Origin of the sequence: Bacillus sp. S71 (genome assembly GCF_016625265.1) — a bacterium.
In the GTDB taxonomy this organism is placed as follows: Bacteria; Bacillota; Bacilli; order Bacillales; family Bacillaceae_G; genus Bacillus_A; species Bacillus_A cereus.
In genome coordinates this window covers 364,727-382,853 of sequence record NZ_JACVUW010000005.1, presented here as the reverse complement: position 1 = coordinate 382,853, position 18,127 = coordinate 364,727, and the positions used below count along the sequence as shown (strand labels likewise).

The following is an 18,127-nucleotide window of genomic DNA, read 5'->3' as shown; positions in this document are numbered from 1 at the left end:
CTATGATCCGCACGGAAGAGATGCTTTTGAATGTAGGACCTCAGCATCCGAGTACACATGGTGTGTTCAGGCTCGTAATTAAGATTGACGGGGAAATTATTAAAGAAGCTACACCGGTTATTGGGTATTTGCATCGCGGGACGGAAAAGATTGCTGAGAGCTTACAGTATACGCAAATTATTCCTTATACAGATCGAATGGACTATTTATCAGCCATGACGAATAATTACGTCATTTGCCATGCTGTAGAGACGATGATGGGGCTTGAAATTCCAGAGCGTGCCGAATACTTGCGAGTACTTGCGATGGAGCTAGGAAGAATTGCAAGTCATCTCGTTTGGTGGGGGACGAATCTTCTTGATATAGGAGCGGTCAGCCCGTTTCTGTACGCGTTTCGTGAACGAGAGATGATTATAAATTTATTAAATGAATTATGCGGGGCACGGCTTACTTTTAACTATATGAGAGTTGGTGGTGTGAAGTGGGATGCGCCAGATGGTTGGATTGAAAAGGTGGAAGAGTTTGTTCCGTATATGAGAGAGCAATTGGCAGGTTATCATGATCTTGTTAGCGGTAATGAGATTTTCTTAAATCGTGTGAAAGGCGTTGGTATATATAGCGCGGAAGAAGCGATTTCGTATTCTTTAAGCGGAGCAAATTTGCGGTGCACTGGAGTAAACTGGGATCTTCGCAAAGATGAGCCATATTCGATTTATGATCGTTTTGATTTTGATATTCCTGTTGGAAGTGTGGGAGATGCTTGGGATCGCTACGTTTGCCGAATGCAAGAAATCGAGGAGTCTTTAAAGATTGTTGAGCAAGCGGTTCAACAGTTCCCGAAAGATGGAGCTGTGCTGGCAAAAGTACCGAAAATTATTAAGGCACCTAAGGGAGAAGCATTCGTACGTATAGAATCGCCGCGCGGAGAGATTGGTTGTTATATCGCAAGTGATGGAAAGAAAGAGCCGTACCGTTTGAAGTTTCGTAGACCATCTTTTTATAACTTGCAAATTTTACCGAAGTTATTAAAAGGTGAAAACATCGCTAATTTAATTACGATTTTAGGTGGAGTTGATATTGTACTTGGGGAGGTTGATGGCTAATGATTGAGACGCTCTTACAATCACCTTCAAGCTGGACGAATTTCTTCATTTTTTTCGGATTAGCGGTGCTTCTACTATTTGCAGTCCTTGGCTTCGTTACATATGGAATTTTGGCAGAACGGAAAGTGATGGGGTTTATGCAAGGGCGGATTGGACCAAACCAGGTTGGAGGCCGATTCGGTTTACTGCAAACGGTAGCTGATGTTTTAAAACTATTATTGAAAGAAGATAGTATTCCTAAAGCAGCAGATAAACCGCTGTTTATATTAGCGCCTGTCATTGCATTTGCACCAGCATTTATGGTGCTTGCAGTTATCCCGTTCACTGATAAATTTCAATTTGCAGATATTGGAGTCGGGCTACTTTATTATATTGCTGTTTCCGGTATTACGACGATAGGTGTTGTAACTGGGGGATGGGCATCGAATAATAAATATTCCCTTTTAGGAGGGATGCGTGCGGCGGCGCAAATGATTTCTTATGAGATTCCGCTCGTAATGAGTGTAATTGGTATCGTTTTGTTAGCTGGTAGCCTGAATTTAAATGAGATTGTAGCGGCGCAGGAGAAGGTTTGGTACATTTTCGTACAGCCAATTGGCTTCGTCGTTTTCTTAATCGCAGCAGTTGCAGAGTTAAATAGGACGCCATTTGATTTGCCAGAAGCGGAGTCAGAACTTGTTTCTGGATACCATACGGAATACTCAGGTTTTCGCTGGGCGTTTTTCATGCTTTCAGAGTACGTATATTTCTTCGGGATGGCATCGTTAATTACAGTGCTCTTTTTAGGAGGATGGAATCCAGTCATGTTTCTTGGATTTATCCCAGGTGCCGTATGGTTTGCTTTGAAATTTAGCAGTGTAGTCTTTCTATTAATTTGGTTCCGCGTTACGTTCCCACGTATAAGAGGTGACCAGTTAATGGAGTTTGGATGGAAAGTATTATTGCCGATTGCACTTGCAAATATTTTCTTAACGGCATTGATTAAGGAGTTATTCTTCTAATCTATGAGGGGGGTGCCAGTAAGAGATGAAAGGACTATTTAAAGGATTAAAATATACATTAAGTAATTTGAGCAAGAAGAAGGTAACGTATGATTATCCAAATCAGCCGTTGCCGTTGCCAGACCGTTTTCGGGGGATTCAAAAATTTTATCCCGAGAAATGTATTGTTTGTAATCAATGCTCTAACATTTGTCCGACAGACTGTATTCAGTTAACAGGAAAGAAACATCCAGATCCTACGAAAAAAGGAAAAATTATCGACACGTATGATATTAATTTTGAGATTTGTATTCTTTGTGATTTATGTACAGAAGTTTGCCCGACAGAGGCAATTGTCATGACAAATAACTTTGAACTCGCGGAATATTCACGTGATGACTTATTTAAAAATTTGCAGTGGCTTGACGAAAACGACGAAAACGTCAGGAAGGAGAATAAGGCATGAATGGCGAGTTTGTAGCATTCTTTATACTATCCTTGTCTGCAATTATCGGCGGTGTTCTTATGTTGAACTTAACGAAAGTTATGCACATGATGCTAGCTCTCGTTCTGACATTTCTCAGCATTGCAGGTTTGTATTTTCTTTTATCAGCTGAATTTATAGGCGTTGCACAAATTTTACTTTACTCTGGTGCAATCACAATTATTATGATTTTCGGCATTATGTTAACGAAACATAACGCGGAAAATGAATCGCGTCTTACTCTTCGAAAATGGATTATCTTCTTTGCAGTTGTAGCATTTGGAGCGGTTATGTATTTCGCTGTTAATAATGTTGATTTTGCAAATGAAAGCACACAAGGAAGTTTACCTCTCCATGAAAACAACACACTTCAAATCGGTACGCTTCTCTATTCAAAATATATTATTCCATTTGAACTAACTTCAGTTATTTTACTTGTAGCACTCGTTGGCGCGATTATACTTGCGAAAAAGGACGAGAAAGAGGAGGATTCCAATGAGTAGCGTTCCGGCTTCTGCATATTTAACACTTGCGATTATTTTGTTTTGCATCGGTCTATTTGGAGCTTTAACAAAGCGGAATACAGTAATCGTATTAGTTTGTATCGAATTAATGCTGAATGCTGCCAATTTAAACTTAGTGGCGTTTAGTAAATTAGGCCTATTTCCGAATTTAACAGGTCAAATTTTCTCACTGTTTACGATGGCTGTAGCGGCAGCAGAAGCGGCGGTAGGACTCGCTATTTTAATTGCTTTGTATCGTAATCGTACGACAGTTCAGGTAGATGAAATGGATACGCTCAAAGGATAGCATTGTGACCGAAAAAGGGGGAAGGAAACAATGATCGATTATGCATGGCTCATACCGCTTTTCCCACTCGTTTCGTTTTTGTTACTTATTATATTCGGGAAGAAAATTAGAGAAGGAAGCAGCGTACTTAGTATTTTTTTCGTCTTTCTCTCCTTTATACTTGCGGTACTTGTGTTAATAGAAAGGTTTTCAGAAGCAAGCGTGAAGCATAAGTGGGTGTGGCTTAGAGCTGGAGATGTGGATATATCATTCGGCTTTGAGGTGACTGCATTAGGAGCTTTAATGTTATTTATCGTTACGCTTGTGAGTCTGCTTGTACATGTGTATTCGAAAGGTTATATGAAAGGTGATGAACGATTACCAACCTTTTACGCATATTTAGGACTCTTTACATTTGCGATGTTAGGGCTTGTTATATCAACGAATTTATTACAGCTTTATATATTTTGGGAATTAGTTGGCCTTGGCTCATTTTTACTTATCGGTTTTTATTTCTTTAAAGAAGAAGCGAAGGCTGCTGCAAAAAAGGCTTTTATTATGACCCGTATTGGGGATGTTGGTTTATTTATCGGGATGATTTTAATTTTTTGGTACGCAGGTAGTTTTGAATATGACGCAATATTTAGGGCGATTTATACAGGGGATTTACCTCCTTACATGATTACGATAACAGCGATATTAATTTTTATCGGGGCGATGGGGAAATCAGGTCAGTTCCCGCTTCATACGTGGTTGCCAGATGCAATGGAGGGGCCAACGCCTGTTTCGGCACTTATTCACGCCGCGACGATGGTTGCAGCAGGCGTATATTTAGTAGCGACGATGTTCCCTCTATTTTCAGCAAGTACAGTGGCGATGCAGACCGTGGCAATCGTTGGAGCTTTCACTGCAATCTTTGCGGCCTCTATCGGTCTCGTGCAAACAGATATAAAGAGAGTACTTGCTTATTCTACAGTTAGCCAGCTTGGATATATGATGCTTGCGTTAGGTTCTGCAGGTTATGTAGCCGGTGTCTTCCATTTAACGACACATGCTTTTTTTAAAGCACTACTATTTTTGGCAGCAGGAAGTGTAATTCATGCAGTGCATACGCAAAACATTAATAAAATGGGCGGTTTACAGAAGAAGATGAAAGTAACTGGTACGCTATTTCTAATAGGTACCCTTGCCATTAGCGGTGTTCCGCTCCTTTCCGGTTTTTTCAGCAAAGATGAAATTTTAGCGGCGACTTGGATGAATGGCAATTACGTTTTATTTACTTTAGCAGTAATTGCGGCGTTTTTGACAGCGTTTTATATGTTCCGCCTATACTTTCTTGTCTTTACCGGAGAAACGAAGACGAAGGAAGATGTGCATGAGTCGCCCCGCGTTATGACGTATCCAATGATTGTTCTCGGCGTTCTCGCAGTAGTGGCAGGATATATAAATACACCATGGTTCGGTACGTTTCTCGGAGATTGGTTGACGAAAGGTGTAGGGTTCAAGGTTGAAGAAGCGCATGGGCCAGTTTGGATTATGATTGTTGCGACGCTCGTTTCATTTGCGGGAATCGCTCTTGCATATTTTATATATGGCAAGAAATCAATTTCTAGAGATTGGGCTGGGGGTACGGAAACCTCGCTTTATAATCTTTTGAAAGAAAAATATTATGTGGATGAACTATACAACATGACGGTGATCCCTATTACAAAAGGAATCGCTCATGTGCTTCGCTTATTTGAAGTGTATGTAGTCGAGGGAATTGCAGTTTTAATTGGAAGCGTAGTTAAAGGCACAAGTAATCTTGGATCGAAACTTCAAAACGGGAATGTACAAGTGTACGGTACTGTAACGGCGGTTTCGCTCGCTGTACTCGTCATTATTTTGCTCTATACAGGAGGGGATTTACGATGAATGATTTGTTGTTAACGTTCTTCATTTTTTCCCCGCTTTTAGGAATTTTATTGCTTGTATTAACACCGAAAAAGGAATTGCGTACAGTGCGGGCGCTTGGCTTATTTGGGACGGCACTTCCATTTGGAATCGCTATCGTCCTCGCTTGTACATATGCTTCTGGAAAGAGTTTGTCACTATTTGATGAAAAGGTGAAATGGATTAAGTTCGGAGATTTTACAGCGGTGGATAAAAGGTGGTTTTCTATTTATTACGAGCTCGGTATTGATGGTTTGTCGCTTGTTATGATGGTGCTGACGGCTCTTCTAGCGATGCTCGCAGCAATTGCAGCCTTTTCTATTAAAAGAAATTTAAAAGCATTTTATATGCTGTTACTCATGCTAGAAATAGGGATGCTCGGCGTCTTTGCTGCTCAAAATCTAATGTTGTTTTTTATCTTCTTTGAAATTACGTTGCCACCAATGTTCTTATTGATTGGGAAGTGGGGGAAATTGTCGAGCGAAAAGGCTGCGTATAGTTATTTAATATATAACGGTATTGGATCAGCTATTTTGCTCATTGTTTTCTCAATTTTGTTCGCGAAAACAGGTACAACAAATATTGTGGAGCTGAAAGAGATATTAAGAAGCGTAAGTGCAGAAGGAGAACTCATCATCCCAAGTAGCTTGCAGCTTGGTGTATTTATTTCCATAATGATTGCCTTTGCAATTAAACTACCTGTTTTTCCGTTGCACCGTTGGATGGTCAATGTGCACATAGAAGCGCATCCAGCTGTAGTTATGCTTCATGCTGGTGTTTTGCTAAAGATTGGAGCGTACGGTATTATTCGCTTCGGAAAAGGGCTATTCCCGGAATATTTTCACGATGTTGCAACGCTAATTGCGATATTAGGTGTAATTAATTTATTGTACGGTGCCTTTTTAGCGCTCATCCAAACGGACTTTAGGAAAGTACTGGCTTACTCTAGTATTTCGCATATGGGAATTGTGTTAATGGGACTTGCGTCACTTAATGCACCGGGTACACAAGGGGCGTTATTCCAGGTTGTATCGCACGGTTTAATTGCAGCCTTACTGTTTTTCTTACTCGGTGTTATAGAACAACGTTTCGGAACATCAGAAATTACAGCGCTTGGTGGACTCGCAAAAAGTGTCCCAGTACTTAGCGGCTTCTTCTTAGCAGGAGGAATGGCATCGCTTGGATTACCAGGGATGTCTGGGTTTGTTAGTGAATTTCTTGCCTTTCTCGGTTTATTTCAAGGAGAGCCCGTCATTGCTGCAGTCGGTGTGATTGGCATCATTTTAACCGCTGTATATGTATTAAGGGCGACACTTCAAGTGACATTCGGAAAGAAAGAGTGGGAAGCAAAATCTGATATACATGGATGGGAGTATGTCCCTGTTTTACTACTTATCTTTTGTATTATTGCAATTGGAGTTATGCCAGAGATACTAGGGGATCCGCTTCAAAATACATTGAAAACATTGGGGGTGAAGTAGGATGGATATGAATACGTTACTTAGCTTATCGTGGCATCTAATGGTGCCAGAATTTATTATTCTCGGGGCCGCCATCCTTCTTTCCATATGTGATTTGTTTTTTAAGCTGAACCATAGATATGTAGCTCTTGGTGCGATTGCTGCCATCGTATTAGCAATTGTTTCATTAATTACGCTATATAGCGAACCAGCTGGAGATATTTTAAACGGATCGTTTGTGTTAGATGGATTTTCAAAAGGGTTTAAAACGTTGTTATTAGGCGCCTCAGCTCTCATTTTATGCATCGCAATGAGCGATGATAAGAAGAATCCGATTGAAGATAAGGGCGAATATTATTACTTATTTTTAATGGCACTTCTTGGTGCGATGTTCATGGCTTCTAGTGTTGACTTTATCACCCTTTTCGTTGGTTTAGAGTTACTTTCACTTTCTTCTTATATTTTAGTAGGAATACGAAAAAAGAACCGTGCATCAAATGAAGCGGCAATGAAATATGTCATTAGCGGAGGAATTGGAACGGCGATCACGCTCTTCGGAATGAGTTATTTATACGGTATTACAGGTTCAACTAACATTGTAGATATGCAAAAGGTACTCACTGGGGAGCTCGCTAGTGGTATTCAGTTATTGCTAGCTCTCGCATTTCTTTTATTGCTAGTCGGTCTCTCATTTAAAATTGCCACAGTGCCGTTTCATATGTGGGCACCTGATGTGTATGAAGGAGCGACTACACCTGTTACTGCCTTTCTTGGAACGATTTCTAAAATTGCTGGGTTCCTACTCATTATTCGTTTGTTCCTTATGGTTTTTGCAAGTGTATTAATACAAGGAGATATGCAGTCTTTATATGGGCATATGAGTATATATATTGCGGTGCTAGCAAGTATTACGATGATTGTTGGGAATGTAGTCGCGTTAAAACAATACAACATAAAACGTTTATTTGCTTATTCAGGTATTGCGCATGCTGGGTATTTGCTCGTTCCACTTGTGGCATTATCACCATTTACGCTGGATAGCATGTGGTTTTATATGTTGGCATACATGCTTATGAATATAGGCGCGTTTGCCATTATCCACGGCTTAATCTTACAAAACGATAAGGAAAATATAACGATTTTCGCCGGATTATATAAGAAATCACCATTTGCAGCGATCATGATGACAATCTTTATTTTATCGCTGGCCGGGATACCAGGGACGGCTGGCTTCATTGGAAAGATTAACATCTTTTTAGGCGCGCTTCATGTAGAACCAGCACATTACGTACTAGCTTCGATTATGATGGGTACGACAGTTGTTTCATTCGTATATTATTTCCGTATTTTACAACAAATGTTTTTCCGCACCGGAGAGACAGAAGAGAGGATACGGTTACCATTAAATATAAAGGTTGTTATGAGCCTTTGTGCAATTTCGATTGTAATACTAGGGATTATGCCGATGATTGGGTACAATTTCTTTTATGAATATTTTCCATTAATGAAAGATTTCTTCTTCTTAGGGAACGTGGTACAATAGTGAAAATAAAAGGTGTGGAGTCAGTACTCTGCGCTTTTTATTTTGTGTTAACTTGTAATGTAGATATACGTTTTTTGAAAGAAAATCACGATGTAAAATGTAAGATGTCTATGTGCATTTGAAAAAGTGTGGCTCCTACTTATTATGGTATCGTTTTTATATTCTTTCATAAGTAGTAGCTGAGTAAAAAGGGGTCGATTTTTTGGCACAACTTTTAGGGCAACAAGCACTGATTGCCATTGTTTCGCATTTATTGTTTATTACCATTACGTGGTGGGCTTTGCAAGGCATTCACATTGAGCGTTTAATGAAGTCCGGAAAAGTGCTGCAGACGCGAGTATTACTCATCTTAATTACAATTGCAATTGGGACATCTGTAAGTAACTTTTTCCTTGATTATTTAGGCTATTCGAAGAGTTTAACGTATTTAGTAAAGTAAGTGTATAGAACCTCAAATCTCCGTTAACAATGGGGATAGGAGGGGATGAAATTGAAGCTTAAAGCCATTCTTATTGTTGCACTTAGTGTTGTTTTATTTTTGGTTGGATATAGAGAGATGAAACCGATAAGCGATGAACAGAAAATGGAGAGCATGATTAAGGCTTTAGAGAAAAATGATGCTAAAGTAGAAAAATGGTCATGGTTAGCTAGAGAAACAAAAACAATTTCTAATATACATACGTTTCAAAAGTTGTTAAACGATGTGAAGGACAAGGCAAATATTCAAAAGTGGGAAGTAGAGCAATCTCCAGATGGATATAAAGCTACATCCTATAAAAAGTTTGCTTCTCATGAAGAACGAGTAGTAGTAACTTGGAGTAAAGAAAATACTAAAGAAAACACTTTCATTATCTTTGAAGTAAGTGGGGCGAAATGGGACCCGAAGTATGTTCAAAAAGTAAATAAAATTTTTAGTGAAAAACCTATAATTTACACTTGTGTTCAAGGTGTACTGAATGATAAGATTGAAGGTGTTTTGCAAAATAAAACCAATCAGGTTTTGAAAGATCTTTCAGCAAGAGCGATCGAACAAGTAGAAGAAAGAGCATTTGTGTCAGTCTCCGCATACAATAAAAAGTGGGATGACGCTCTTTCAACAAATAGAGAGAAAATAAATGTGCAAATAGCAATACGTTCTACAGACAACAAAGATACAATTGTGGTTGGCACACCGATCATAACTTCTGAGTATTGAGTGAATAGATACTGAAAAAAGGACACGGAGGGGAATAATTTGGAAAAGATCATCGTCCGTGGCGGAAAGCGGTTAAACGGCACAGTGCGTGTTGAGGGCGCAAAAAATGCTGTATTACCTATAATCGCTGCAGCCCTATTAGCGAGTGATGGAAAGAATGTACTATCTGAAGTACCAGTTTTGTCTGATGTATACACAATTAATGAGGTATTACGTCATTTAAATGCTGAAGTCGTATTTGAAAATAATCAAGTAACAATCGATTCTTCTAAAGAACTAAACATTGAAGCACCATTTGAATATGTACGTAAAATGCGTGCATCTGTTCAAGTAATGGGACCATTATTAGCACGTAACGGTCGTGCTCGTATTGCACTTCCTGGTGGATGTGCAATCGGTTCACGTCCAATTGACCAACATTTAAAAGGCTTCGAAGCAATGGGAGCAAAAGTACAGGTTGGTAACGGTTTTGTTGAGGCATATGTTGAGGGAGAACTAAAAGGAGCTAAAATCTACTTAGACTTCCCAAGCGTAGGCGCGACAGAAAACATTATGTCTGCAGCTACATTAGCAAAAGGGACAACAATTCTTGAAAACGCAGCGAAAGAACCAGAAATCGTTGACTTAGCTAACTTCTTAAATGCGATGGGAGCGAAAGTACGCGGAGCTGGAACTGGAACGATTCGTATCGAAGGCGTTGATAAATTATATGGTGCAAACCACTCTATTATTCCTGACCGTATTGAAGCGGGAACATTCATGGTTGCAGCAGCAATTACTGGTGGAGACATCTTAATTGAAAATGCTGTACCTGAACATTTACGCTCAATTACAGCGAAAATGGAAGAAATGGGTGTTAAAATTATTGAGGAAAACGAAGGTGTACGTGTTATCGGCCCAGATAAGTTAAAAGCGGTTGATATTAAAACTATGCCTCACCCAGGTTTCCCAACAGACATGCAATCACAAATGATGGCATTATTACTACAAGCTGATGGAACAAGCATGATTACAGAAACGGTATTCGAAAACCGCTTTATGCACGTTGAAGAATTCCGTCGTATGAATGCTGATATTAAAATTGAAGGTCGTTCTGTTATTATGAACGGTCCAAACAGCTTACAAGGTGCTGAAGTAGGCGCAACTGATTTACGTGCTGCAGCTGCATTAATCTTAGCTGGTTTAGTATCAGAAGGTTATACTCGTGTAACTGAGTTAAAACATCTTGACCGTGGTTATGTAGATTTCCATAAGAAATTAGCTGCATTAGGTGCAACTATTGAACGTGTAAACGAAAAAGTAGAAGAAGTGAAAGAACAAGAAGTTTCTGATCTTCACGCTTAATTGAAATAGTCTCTATGTCTTTTGACATAGGGGCTATTTTTTTTGGGTTATTACTGTTATAGTCAATAAATTCTATACTTATGCACGTACCAGTAAAAATATTTAGAAAATTTACGTTTTATGCTCTTCCCCCTTAAGTATGTTCTAAAAGAAAGAGTTGTTCCATAAGAATGAATGGAGTAAAGCTTTTATATTGGGGGAAAAATAGGATGAAATTTTCAAAGCCACTTTTTATTACAGTAGCGCTCTTAATAGCGCTCGTTATCATTGTACCTGCAGCCCTTGTTATCCCATTTGCGAAAGCAAAAGTAGGGGAAGAAACAGCCTCTAAAACTCCTCCAGCGATAGAAAGTATACCAGCTCCAGGAAAAGTAGATACAGCTGTTCAAGTTGCTGTATATCGTGAGAAACAAAAGAAGGTAGAATCATTACCTATGGAGGAGTATGTGACCGGTGTAGTAGCTTCTGAGATGAATGCCAGTTTTGAAATAGAGGCACTAAAGGCACAGGCATTAGCAGCAAGAACATTTGTAGTACAACGTATGCTAAGCGGAGGAAAGAAAAATAATGCAGACGTGACAGATACGGTGAAAGATCAAGTGTACAAAAGCAAAGATGAATTGAAGAAGCAATGGGGCAATAACTACGAAAATAATTTGAAGAAAATCGAAGAAGCTGTTTCGAAAACAGCAGGACAAGTTTTAACGTATGATGGAAAACCAATTTCAGCATCCTTCTTTTCAACGAGTAATGGTCGAACAGAAAATGCAGCTGACTATTGGGGAAATGATTATCCGTACTTGAAAAGTGTAGATAGTCCGTGGGATCAAGCCTCACCAAAGTTTACGAGCGAGCAAACATTTACAGTAGCTGATTTTCAAAAACGTCTCGGTGTGAAAGTGCTAGCAGACGGGAAGGTTGGAAACATTAAAGACCTTACGGAAGGAAAGCGTGTAAAGGATGTAGCTTTTCAAGGAAAAACATTAACAGGAAAAGAAGTTCGTGAAAAGTTAGATTTACGTTCTTCTGATTTCACGTGGAAACAACAAGGAGATAAAATCATCGTTACGACGAAAGGCTTCGGTCACGGCGTTGGTATGAGTCAATACGGGGCGAACGGCATGGCAGCGGAAGGAAAGAAATATACAGATATCGTCGCTCATTACTATAAAGGCGTTGAAATAAAGACGATGAATGATTATGAAGGAAAATTGATGGTGAAGAAATAGGTGTCAGAACTCTGGCACCTATTTTTTTCTGTTTAAAATATCATAATTTTCCATTAACTGTTTGATATAATAGGATAAAAAGGCATTTGGGGGAAATGAAATGGCGTTACTAGAGTTGAAACAATTAGGGAAGGCGAACCAGTTACCGGCAATTGAGCTAGAGGTGGAGAAGGGACAATGTATTGTTTTGCAATGCAATAATCATACAGCTAAAGTGTTACATCGCATCATTATTGGTGAAGAAGAGGCGTCGACTGGCAATGTACTGTTTGAAGGGGGAGCAATTGGAAAGAAAAATTATTCCCGCATCGGTTTTTGTTTTTTGAAAGATGAGGCATATGATCGTTTGAAGGTGAAAGAATACTTCAAATTTTTATTAGGGCTTTATGAATCAAAGATAAGTATAGAAGAAGTTGTGCAGTCTGTTGGTCTCCTAGATAAACTAAACGTTAAAATAGAAAAATTATCATTTTCAGAGAAACGCCGTCTTCATATCGGGCGAGTGATGATTCATAATCCGGATTTAGTTATTTTGGAAGAGCCAGAGCAAAATGTAGATATAGAGAGTACGGTTATTATTCGAAAAGCAATCATGAAAATGAAAGAACAAGGAAAGGCGATTTTTATTACGTCATCTTTCCTATCGGATGCCCTTTCGTTAACGGAAGATGTATATATACTAAACAATGATGGTGTGAAAAAAGTAGAAATTGAACAAGAGGAAGCAGAAAAAGTCGATGAAGAGAAGGTCGTTCAAATAATTCCGCAAATGAAGTTAGAAAGAATACCTGCGAAAGTGAACGATAAAATCATTTTACTTGATCCGATGGAAATCCATTTCATTGAAACACAAAACGGAGTGACACATATTCACGTTCGTGAAGGGGATTTTGTATGTGCATTAACATTAAGTGAACTAGAAGCGAGATTAACAGGTTTTGGTTTCTTTAGATGTCATCGCTCGTATCTTGTGAATTTACAAAGAGTGCGAGAAGTGATTACTTGGACTCGTAACAGTTTCAGTTTAATTTTGGATGACGAAAGAAAAAGTTCAATTCCGCTTTCAAAAGGACGCATGGATGAATTAAAAGGCGTGATTGGGCTATAAAAAGTGCTCCAATAAGCTCAACATGCGATTCATTCACCGGTAAAAATACTCCTTTTACCGGTATTTTACTGCGTAAACCCTTTGTTTTTCATATGATTGAGTCAAGAAAAGCGAAACAAACGAACGAAAAGCGCTAAAGCGACTTTCATCTATAAAGAAGAAAAACAAAGGGGATGAAGAAATGACATTGGCAATTGAAATGAAAGATGTAATGAAAAGTTTCAGTGGAAAAACGGCACTTCGAAATGTAAATATTGAGGTGAAGCAAGGAGAGATATTCGGATTCCTCGGACCGAGTGGATCTGGTAAGACGACAACAGTAAAAATTTTAACTTCTCAATTGCTTCATAGTGTTGGAACGGTAAGAGTATTAGGGAAAGATATTACAGGACCAAGTAGCATCGATTACAAACGAATTGGTATTTTAACAGATAACAGCGGCTTATATGAAAGACTTAGCATTTATGATAACTTACTATTATTTTGTGACTTATACGATTGCAAAAAAGAAAGAATCGATGAAGTACTAACACAAGTAAATTTATTAGATGATAAAAAAACACCAGTAAAGAAACTATCAAAGGGAATGAAGCAACGCGTCACACTGGCAAGAGCAATCCTTCATAAACCAGATATCCTCTTCTTAGACGAACCAACATCTGCACTCGATCCAGTAAACGTACAAAACATTCATAAAATCTTAAAAGACTTAAATGAAGAAGGAACGACGATTTTCTTAACGACTCACAACATGGATGAAGCAGAAACGCTTTGTAACCGTATTGCCTTCCTTTGTGGCGGAGAAATTGTAGCGCTGGATACGCCAGAGAACCTACGCTTACAATACGCTAAGGATCAAATACAGGTCGTATTAAAAGATAAACAAAAAGCAGTAGTGCAAAAAGATGAATTAGGTGCAAAACGTATTTCAGAATGGATGAACAAAGGAGAATTACTATCCATTCATTCACACGAACCAACGCTAGGTGATATCTTTATTGAAGTTACTGGGAGGGGATTATAATGACTTTTTCAATGAGACGTGTATCAGCTATTTTTAGAAAAGAAGTACAAGATTTTAAGACAAATTCACAAGTGTTGTTAATGGCATTTTTACCAATTATACTTTCATTTTTGTTTAGCAGATTTGGAGTGGGAAAGGAAATGTTAGGCATTACTACTATAACGGCCTTCCTATTTGTCGCAGGCTTTGTTCAATCTATGGTAATTGCAGAAGAAAAAGAAAAACATACACTGCGTGTGTTGATGTTATCCCCAGCATCTTCTGTTGAAGTTCTTCTTGGAAAGAGTTTATTAACATCGGGTCTGACGATGGTCATTTGTATTGCAAATTTATTCATTTTAGATCAGTTAAATATTAATCTTCCATTGGTAGGATTGGTATTCTTATGTGGAACTATTTTGTTTATCGTGCTTGGAACAATGATTGGATTACTTGCATCTTCTGTACCACAAACATCTTTAATTGGTATGCCTATTTTAATGACGATGTATTTAGCTGTACAATTTGAGCCGATGGTTGAAAATAAAGTAATTAAGACACTAATTGAGTATCTTCCAACATCTCATATTGTAAAAGCAATCAAAAGCTTAGTAGATGGAGCTGGGTTTAGTAGTATTAGTGGGCATGTATTAAATGTTGGAGTGTGGCTTATTATTGCGCTTATTGCGTGTTTAATCGTATATAAGAAGAAACAAATGGACTAAAAACTGAGCCGAAACGCTCAGTTTTTTCTTTTTTCTATCATTTCCTCGGAAATTTTACAGTTCTTATACATATTTTTACAAATTTTGTCGAAAATTAATTAGTTATACGTTGTATAGGATACGTGAATATTGTTCAAAATGATTGCTGAGGTGATGATGGAATGCGAGGAAGAAATAATAAAAAGTCGCAAAAGGTAGTACATTTATTTCAAAAAAGATGGGTGTTTCCGGCACTATACATTGCTTGTGCAGCGGTAATCTTAATGGTTGCGCTATGGTTCCAAGGAGCTAATCCGAAGAAGACTCCAAACCACGATCAAGCAACACCGTATACACAATCGGAAGATCCAGCAGTACCAGTAACGAAATCTTCAGAAGTAGTGAAAATGCCAGCTGCCGCGAATGCGGAAGTAGTCGTACAAAAGAAATTCTATGAAGATGCAGCAACTGAGGCGGAACAAGAAAAAGCACTTGTCTTTTATAACAACACATATTCCCCAAACAAAGGAATTGACATTGCTGCGAAGAATGGAAAAGAATTCAATGTTGCCGCTGCTTTAAGTGGTACAGTAACGAAAGCTGAAAAAGATTCACTTCTTGGTTATGTTGTAACAGTTGATAGTGGAAATGGTGTAGCGGTATCTTATCAAAGCTTAGGCAGTGTGAAAGTAGAAAAAGGTGCAAGAGTTGCACAAGGTGAAGTATTAGGAACATCCGGTCTAAGTGCAATGAATAAAGAGGCAGGCTCTCACGTTCACTTTGAAGTACGTAAAGACAATGTGGCTGTGAACCCTGAACGTTACTTAAATAAATCAGTAACAGAAATTAAAGCTGATGCAGGTGCTGCAAAGGCTACGAATGCTTCTGGTAAAAAAGCTGATGACAAATCTCAAAAAGAAGAGAAGTCAACGAGCACGAAACCAGAAAATAAAACAGAAGACAAGTCTCAAAAAGAAGAGAAATCAACAAGCGGTTCAACTAGTGACAAAAAAGAAGAACCGAAGAAAGAAGAAAAATCAACAAACGGTTCTACAGAATCATCTAACGATTCTTCTTCACAAGAATAATAAAGTGAAAAAATCAGTTCTCATCAAGAGAATTGATTTTTTTATTTTTATCCCGCATTAACGGGCAGTAAGACCCCTACTTCAAAATTCAGTGAAAGCTAAGAAGTTAGGTCGGGGATCAACTGCCCGTAAAAGCCCGATTGGTTCAACTAATAATCAGTGGGAAATGGCACCCACTGATTAAAGTTTCACTTTATATAAAAATACTCAATTTCGAGAAAAAAGTTGTAAAAACAAGGAAAAATGACGAGATTCTCGAATATATATTACAAAAGGGAGGGGATACTGTGTCATTTTTGTTTGTTCTGTCGACTGCTATTATTTTATTGTTTGTTTTATTCACTTTATATTATTATATTGCCGGTAAGAAAGAGGTTCCCCACCATCAGTTGTTAGAAGAAGAATTGGAACGAGAAGAATGACGCCTTTTATACAAGGTGTCATTTTTTTTGGCCATAATAGTCAGTTTTAACGTATTTCTCACAAAAAAACGTAATTTTTCTTAACTTAGTCCGCAAAAATAGTGAACATGTAGCATATATCAGTAGTGCGGGCAATACAATGGTATAAACCAAAGCAAAGAGAGTGTTTGAGGTGAGAAATCGTGAATCATTTCATTATAAATCCAAGAATGTTTAACGCTTACAAACAGCACTCACACTTACTTCTTAGTCATATGCAGCGAGGCTCATTTCACCCTTCTCACATCCAAATTAGGGAGGCGAGTGGTGTGCACGATTACATCAAAGAGAGAACTATCAAGATTGGTAAGTATATCGTGGAGACAAGAAAGACAGTGCGTGTCATTGCAAAGGAATTTGGGGTATCAAAGAGTACAGTCCATAAAGATTTAACAGAACGTCTACCAGAGATTAATCCAGAGCTCGCAAATGAGGTAAAAGAAATTCTTGATTATCATAAGTCTATTCGTCATTTAAGAGGTGGAGAAGCAACAAAACAAAAGTATAGAAAAGAAGATGTAGAGAAGCCTGTACGTCAATAATGTTACAGTAGCAAACATTCCGTTCACATTCGGTAATATTTTTCAGAAGAATTCTTTTTGCGAATATTACGTTTCTGTTAAATTTATGATAAAATCAGAAATTAGGTGAAAAGAATTCGGGTGTAACCTGATTTTGAATATCGAGGAGGAAAAAACGGGAATGTTTGCGCGAGATATCGGAATTGACCTAGGTACGGCTAACGTATTAATTCATGTTAAAGGTAAGGGTATTGTATTAAATGAGCCATCTGTTGTGGCCATTGATCGTAATAGTGGTAAAGTATTAGCAGTCGGTGAAGAAGCGAGAAGTATGGTGGGACGTACGCCTGGTAATATTGTAGCAATTCGTCCACTTAAAGATGGTGTAATCGCAGATTTCGAAATTACAGAAGCAATGTTAAAGTATTTCATTAACAAATTGGACGTAAAGAGCTTCTTTTCAAAACCTCGTATTTTAATTTGTTGTCCAACAAATATTACATCAGTAGAACAAAAAGCAATTCGTGAAGCTGCTGAACGTTCAGGTGGTAAAACAGTATTTTTAGAAGAAGAACCAAAAGTAGCCGCAGTTGGTGCTGGTATGGAAATCTTCCAACCAAGCGGTAACATGGTTGTTGATATTGGTGGAGGTACAACAGATATCGCTGTACTATCTATGGGTGATATTGTTACCTCTTCCTCTATCAAAATGGCTGGCGATAAGTTTGATATGGAGATCTTAAACTATATTAAACGTAAGTATAAGCTATTAATCGGAGAACGTACTTCAGAAGATATTAAAATTAAAGTTGGTACAGTATTCCCAGGTGCACGTAGCGAAGAACTTGAAATTCGCGGACGTGACATGGTAACAGGCTTACCACGTACAATTACAGTATGCTCTGAAGAAATTACAGAAGCATTAAAAGAAAATGCAGCTGTTATTGTACAAGCTGCAAAAGGTGTATTAGAGCGCACGCCACCAGAATTATCTGCAGATATCATCGACCGCGGTGTTATTCTAACAGGCGGTGGAGCTTTACTACACGGTATCGATATGCTTCTAGCAGAAGAACTAAAAGTACCAGTATTAATTGCTGAAAACCCAATGCACTGCGTTGCGGTTGGTACAGGTATTATGTTAGAGAATATCGACAGATTACCAAAGCGTGCTTTGAGATAA

The 18,127-nt window shown here is 38.4% G+C and carries 19 protein-coding genes; all 19 read left to right on the top strand.

Going from position 1 to position 18,127, the window contains the following annotated elements:
- The first annotated feature begins 2 nt into the window (after positions 1–2).
- The 19 genes from nuoD to mreB all read left to right on the top strand — a co-directional run bounded on the left by nuoD (position 3) and on the right by mreB (position 18,127).
- Positions 3–1,103, top strand: a complete 1,101-nt coding sequence (gene nuoD, locus IBT51_RS14755; RefSeq protein WP_000621434.1) for an NADH-quinone oxidoreductase subunit NuoD — start codon at positions 3–5, stop codon at positions 1,101–1,103.
- Positions 1,103–2,104 carry an NADH-quinone oxidoreductase subunit NuoH gene (nuoH, locus tag IBT51_RS14750; RefSeq protein WP_000573426.1) on the top strand — a complete coding sequence of 334 codons (1,002 nt, stop codon included), beginning with the start codon at positions 1,103–1,105 and terminating at the stop codon, positions 2,102–2,104. The genes nuoD and nuoH overlap by 1 nt, the downstream gene beginning before the upstream one ends.
- Positions 2,105–2,129: 25 nt before the next feature.
- Positions 2,130–2,549: an NADH-quinone oxidoreductase subunit NuoI gene (gene nuoI / locus IBT51_RS14745; RefSeq protein ID WP_000677191.1), complete on the top strand. Its 420-nt coding sequence runs from the start codon at positions 2,130–2,132 to the stop codon at positions 2,547–2,549.
- A complete protein-coding gene (locus IBT51_RS14740) occupies positions 2,546–3,070 on the top strand; it encodes an NADH-quinone oxidoreductase subunit J (RefSeq protein ID WP_001012812.1) in 525 nt (174 codons plus the stop codon). The genes nuoI and IBT51_RS14740 overlap by 4 nt, the downstream gene beginning before the upstream one ends.
- Entirely contained in the window at positions 3,063–3,377 is a 315-nt protein-coding gene (gene nuoK, locus IBT51_RS14735; protein WP_000100079.1) for an NADH-quinone oxidoreductase subunit NuoK, read from the top strand. The genes IBT51_RS14740 and nuoK overlap by 8 nt, the downstream gene beginning before the upstream one ends.
- Before the next feature lie 30 nt (positions 3,378–3,407).
- Positions 3,408–5,270 carry an NADH-quinone oxidoreductase subunit L gene (nuoL, locus tag IBT51_RS14730; protein WP_200458746.1) on the top strand — a complete coding sequence of 621 codons (1,863 nt, stop codon included), beginning with the start codon at positions 3,408–3,410 and terminating at the stop codon, positions 5,268–5,270.
- Entirely contained in the window at positions 5,267–6,769 is a 1,503-nt protein-coding gene (locus IBT51_RS14725) for an NADH-quinone oxidoreductase subunit M (RefSeq protein WP_053563318.1), read from the top strand. The genes nuoL and IBT51_RS14725 overlap by 4 nt, the downstream gene beginning before the upstream one ends.
- Positions 6,770–6,776: 7 nt before the next feature.
- Entirely contained in the window at positions 6,777–8,291 is a 1,515-nt protein-coding gene (gene nuoN, locus IBT51_RS14720) for an NADH-quinone oxidoreductase subunit NuoN (RefSeq protein WP_326267563.1), read from the top strand.
- Positions 8,292–8,493: 202 nt separating this feature from the next.
- Entirely contained in the window at positions 8,494–8,730 is a 237-nt protein-coding gene (locus IBT51_RS14715; RefSeq protein ID WP_000057889.1) for a DUF1146 family protein, read from the top strand.
- A gap of 51 nt (positions 8,731–8,781) precedes the next feature.
- The gene (locus IBT51_RS14710) at positions 8,782–9,486 is read left to right on the top strand and encodes a YwmB family TATA-box binding protein (protein ID WP_000767913.1); all 705 of its coding nucleotides are present in this window, start codon (positions 8,782–8,784) and stop codon (positions 9,484–9,486) included.
- 39 nt (positions 9,487–9,525) lie between these two features.
- Positions 9,526–10,830: a UDP-N-acetylglucosamine 1-carboxyvinyltransferase gene (gene murA / locus IBT51_RS14705; RefSeq protein ID WP_000411275.1), complete on the top strand. Its 1,305-nt coding sequence runs from the start codon at positions 9,526–9,528 to the stop codon at positions 10,828–10,830.
- Between the two features lie 209 nt (positions 10,831–11,039).
- Entirely contained in the window at positions 11,040–12,059 is a 1,020-nt protein-coding gene (gene spoIID, locus IBT51_RS14700) for a stage II sporulation protein D (protein WP_000672651.1), read from the top strand.
- Between the two features lie 100 nt (positions 12,060–12,159).
- Entirely contained in the window at positions 12,160–13,167 is a 1,008-nt protein-coding gene (locus IBT51_RS14695; RefSeq protein ID WP_200458745.1) for a LytTR family transcriptional regulator DNA-binding domain-containing protein, read from the top strand.
- A gap of 181 nt (positions 13,168–13,348) precedes the next feature.
- A complete protein-coding gene (locus tag IBT51_RS14690) occupies positions 13,349–14,191 on the top strand; it encodes an ABC transporter ATP-binding protein (RefSeq protein ID WP_053563320.1) in 843 nt (280 codons plus the stop codon).
- Positions 14,191–14,895, top strand: coding sequence for an ABC transporter permease (locus tag IBT51_RS14685; RefSeq protein ID WP_053563321.1), 705 nt, complete (start codon positions 14,191–14,193; stop codon positions 14,893–14,895). Before IBT51_RS14690 ends, IBT51_RS14685 begins: the two co-directional genes overlap by 1 nt.
- 161 nt (positions 14,896–15,056) lie before the next feature.
- Entirely contained in the window at positions 15,057–15,962 is a 906-nt protein-coding gene (spoIIQ, locus tag IBT51_RS14680) for a stage II sporulation protein SpoIIQ (RefSeq protein WP_001214922.1), read from the top strand.
- 287 nt (positions 15,963–16,249) lie between these two features.
- Positions 16,250–16,384: a hypothetical protein gene (locus IBT51_RS14675; protein WP_000008903.1), complete on the top strand. Its 135-nt coding sequence runs from the start codon at positions 16,250–16,252 to the stop codon at positions 16,382–16,384.
- 308 nt (positions 16,385–16,692) lie between these two features.
- On the top strand, positions 16,693–16,965 hold the full coding sequence (gene spoIIID, locus IBT51_RS14670) for a sporulation transcriptional regulator SpoIIID (protein WP_000544012.1): 273 nt from the start codon (positions 16,693–16,695) through the stop codon (positions 16,963–16,965).
- A 160-nt stretch (positions 16,966–17,125) separates the two neighbouring features.
- Complete coding sequence (gene mreB, locus IBT51_RS14665) at positions 17,126–18,127, top strand: rod shape-determining protein (protein WP_000457978.1); 1,002 nt, start codon at positions 17,126–17,128, stop codon at positions 18,125–18,127.

Bases quoted from the DNA above. Each gene is read 5' to 3' on its own strand.
- nuoD (WP_000621434.1), top strand. From the start codon at position 3: ATGATCCGCACGGAAGAGATGCTTTTGAATGTAGGACCTCAGCATCCG.
- nuoH (WP_000573426.1), top strand. From the start codon at position 1,103: ATGATTGAGACGCTCTTACAATCACCTTCAAGCTGGACGAATTTCTTC.
- nuoI (WP_000677191.1), top strand. From the start codon at position 2,130: ATGAAAGGACTATTTAAAGGATTAAAATATACATTAAGTAATTTGAGC.
- IBT51_RS14740 (WP_001012812.1), top strand. From the start codon at position 2,546: ATGAATGGCGAGTTTGTAGCATTCTTTATACTATCCTTGTCTGCAATT.
- nuoK (WP_000100079.1), top strand. From the start codon at position 3,063: ATGAGTAGCGTTCCGGCTTCTGCATATTTAACACTTGCGATTATTTTG.
- nuoL (WP_200458746.1), top strand. From the start codon at position 3,408: ATGATCGATTATGCATGGCTCATACCGCTTTTCCCACTCGTTTCGTTT.
- IBT51_RS14725 (WP_053563318.1), top strand. From the start codon at position 5,267: ATGAATGATTTGTTGTTAACGTTCTTCATTTTTTCCCCGCTTTTAGGA.
- nuoN (WP_326267563.1), top strand. From the start codon at position 6,777: ATGAATACGTTACTTAGCTTATCGTGGCATCTAATGGTGCCAGAATTT.
- spoIID (WP_000672651.1), top strand. From the start codon at position 11,040: ATGAAATTTTCAAAGCCACTTTTTATTACAGTAGCGCTCTTAATAGCG.
- IBT51_RS14695 (WP_200458745.1), top strand. From the start codon at position 12,160: ATGGCGTTACTAGAGTTGAAACAATTAGGGAAGGCGAACCAGTTACCG.
- IBT51_RS14690 (WP_053563320.1), top strand. From the start codon at position 13,349: ATGACATTGGCAATTGAAATGAAAGATGTAATGAAAAGTTTCAGTGGA.
- IBT51_RS14685 (WP_053563321.1), top strand. From the start codon at position 14,191: ATGACTTTTTCAATGAGACGTGTATCAGCTATTTTTAGAAAAGAAGTA.
- spoIIQ (WP_001214922.1), top strand. From the start codon at position 15,057: ATGCGAGGAAGAAATAATAAAAAGTCGCAAAAGGTAGTACATTTATTT.
- mreB (WP_000457978.1), top strand. From the start codon at position 17,126: ATGTTTGCGCGAGATATCGGAATTGACCTAGGTACGGCTAACGTATTA.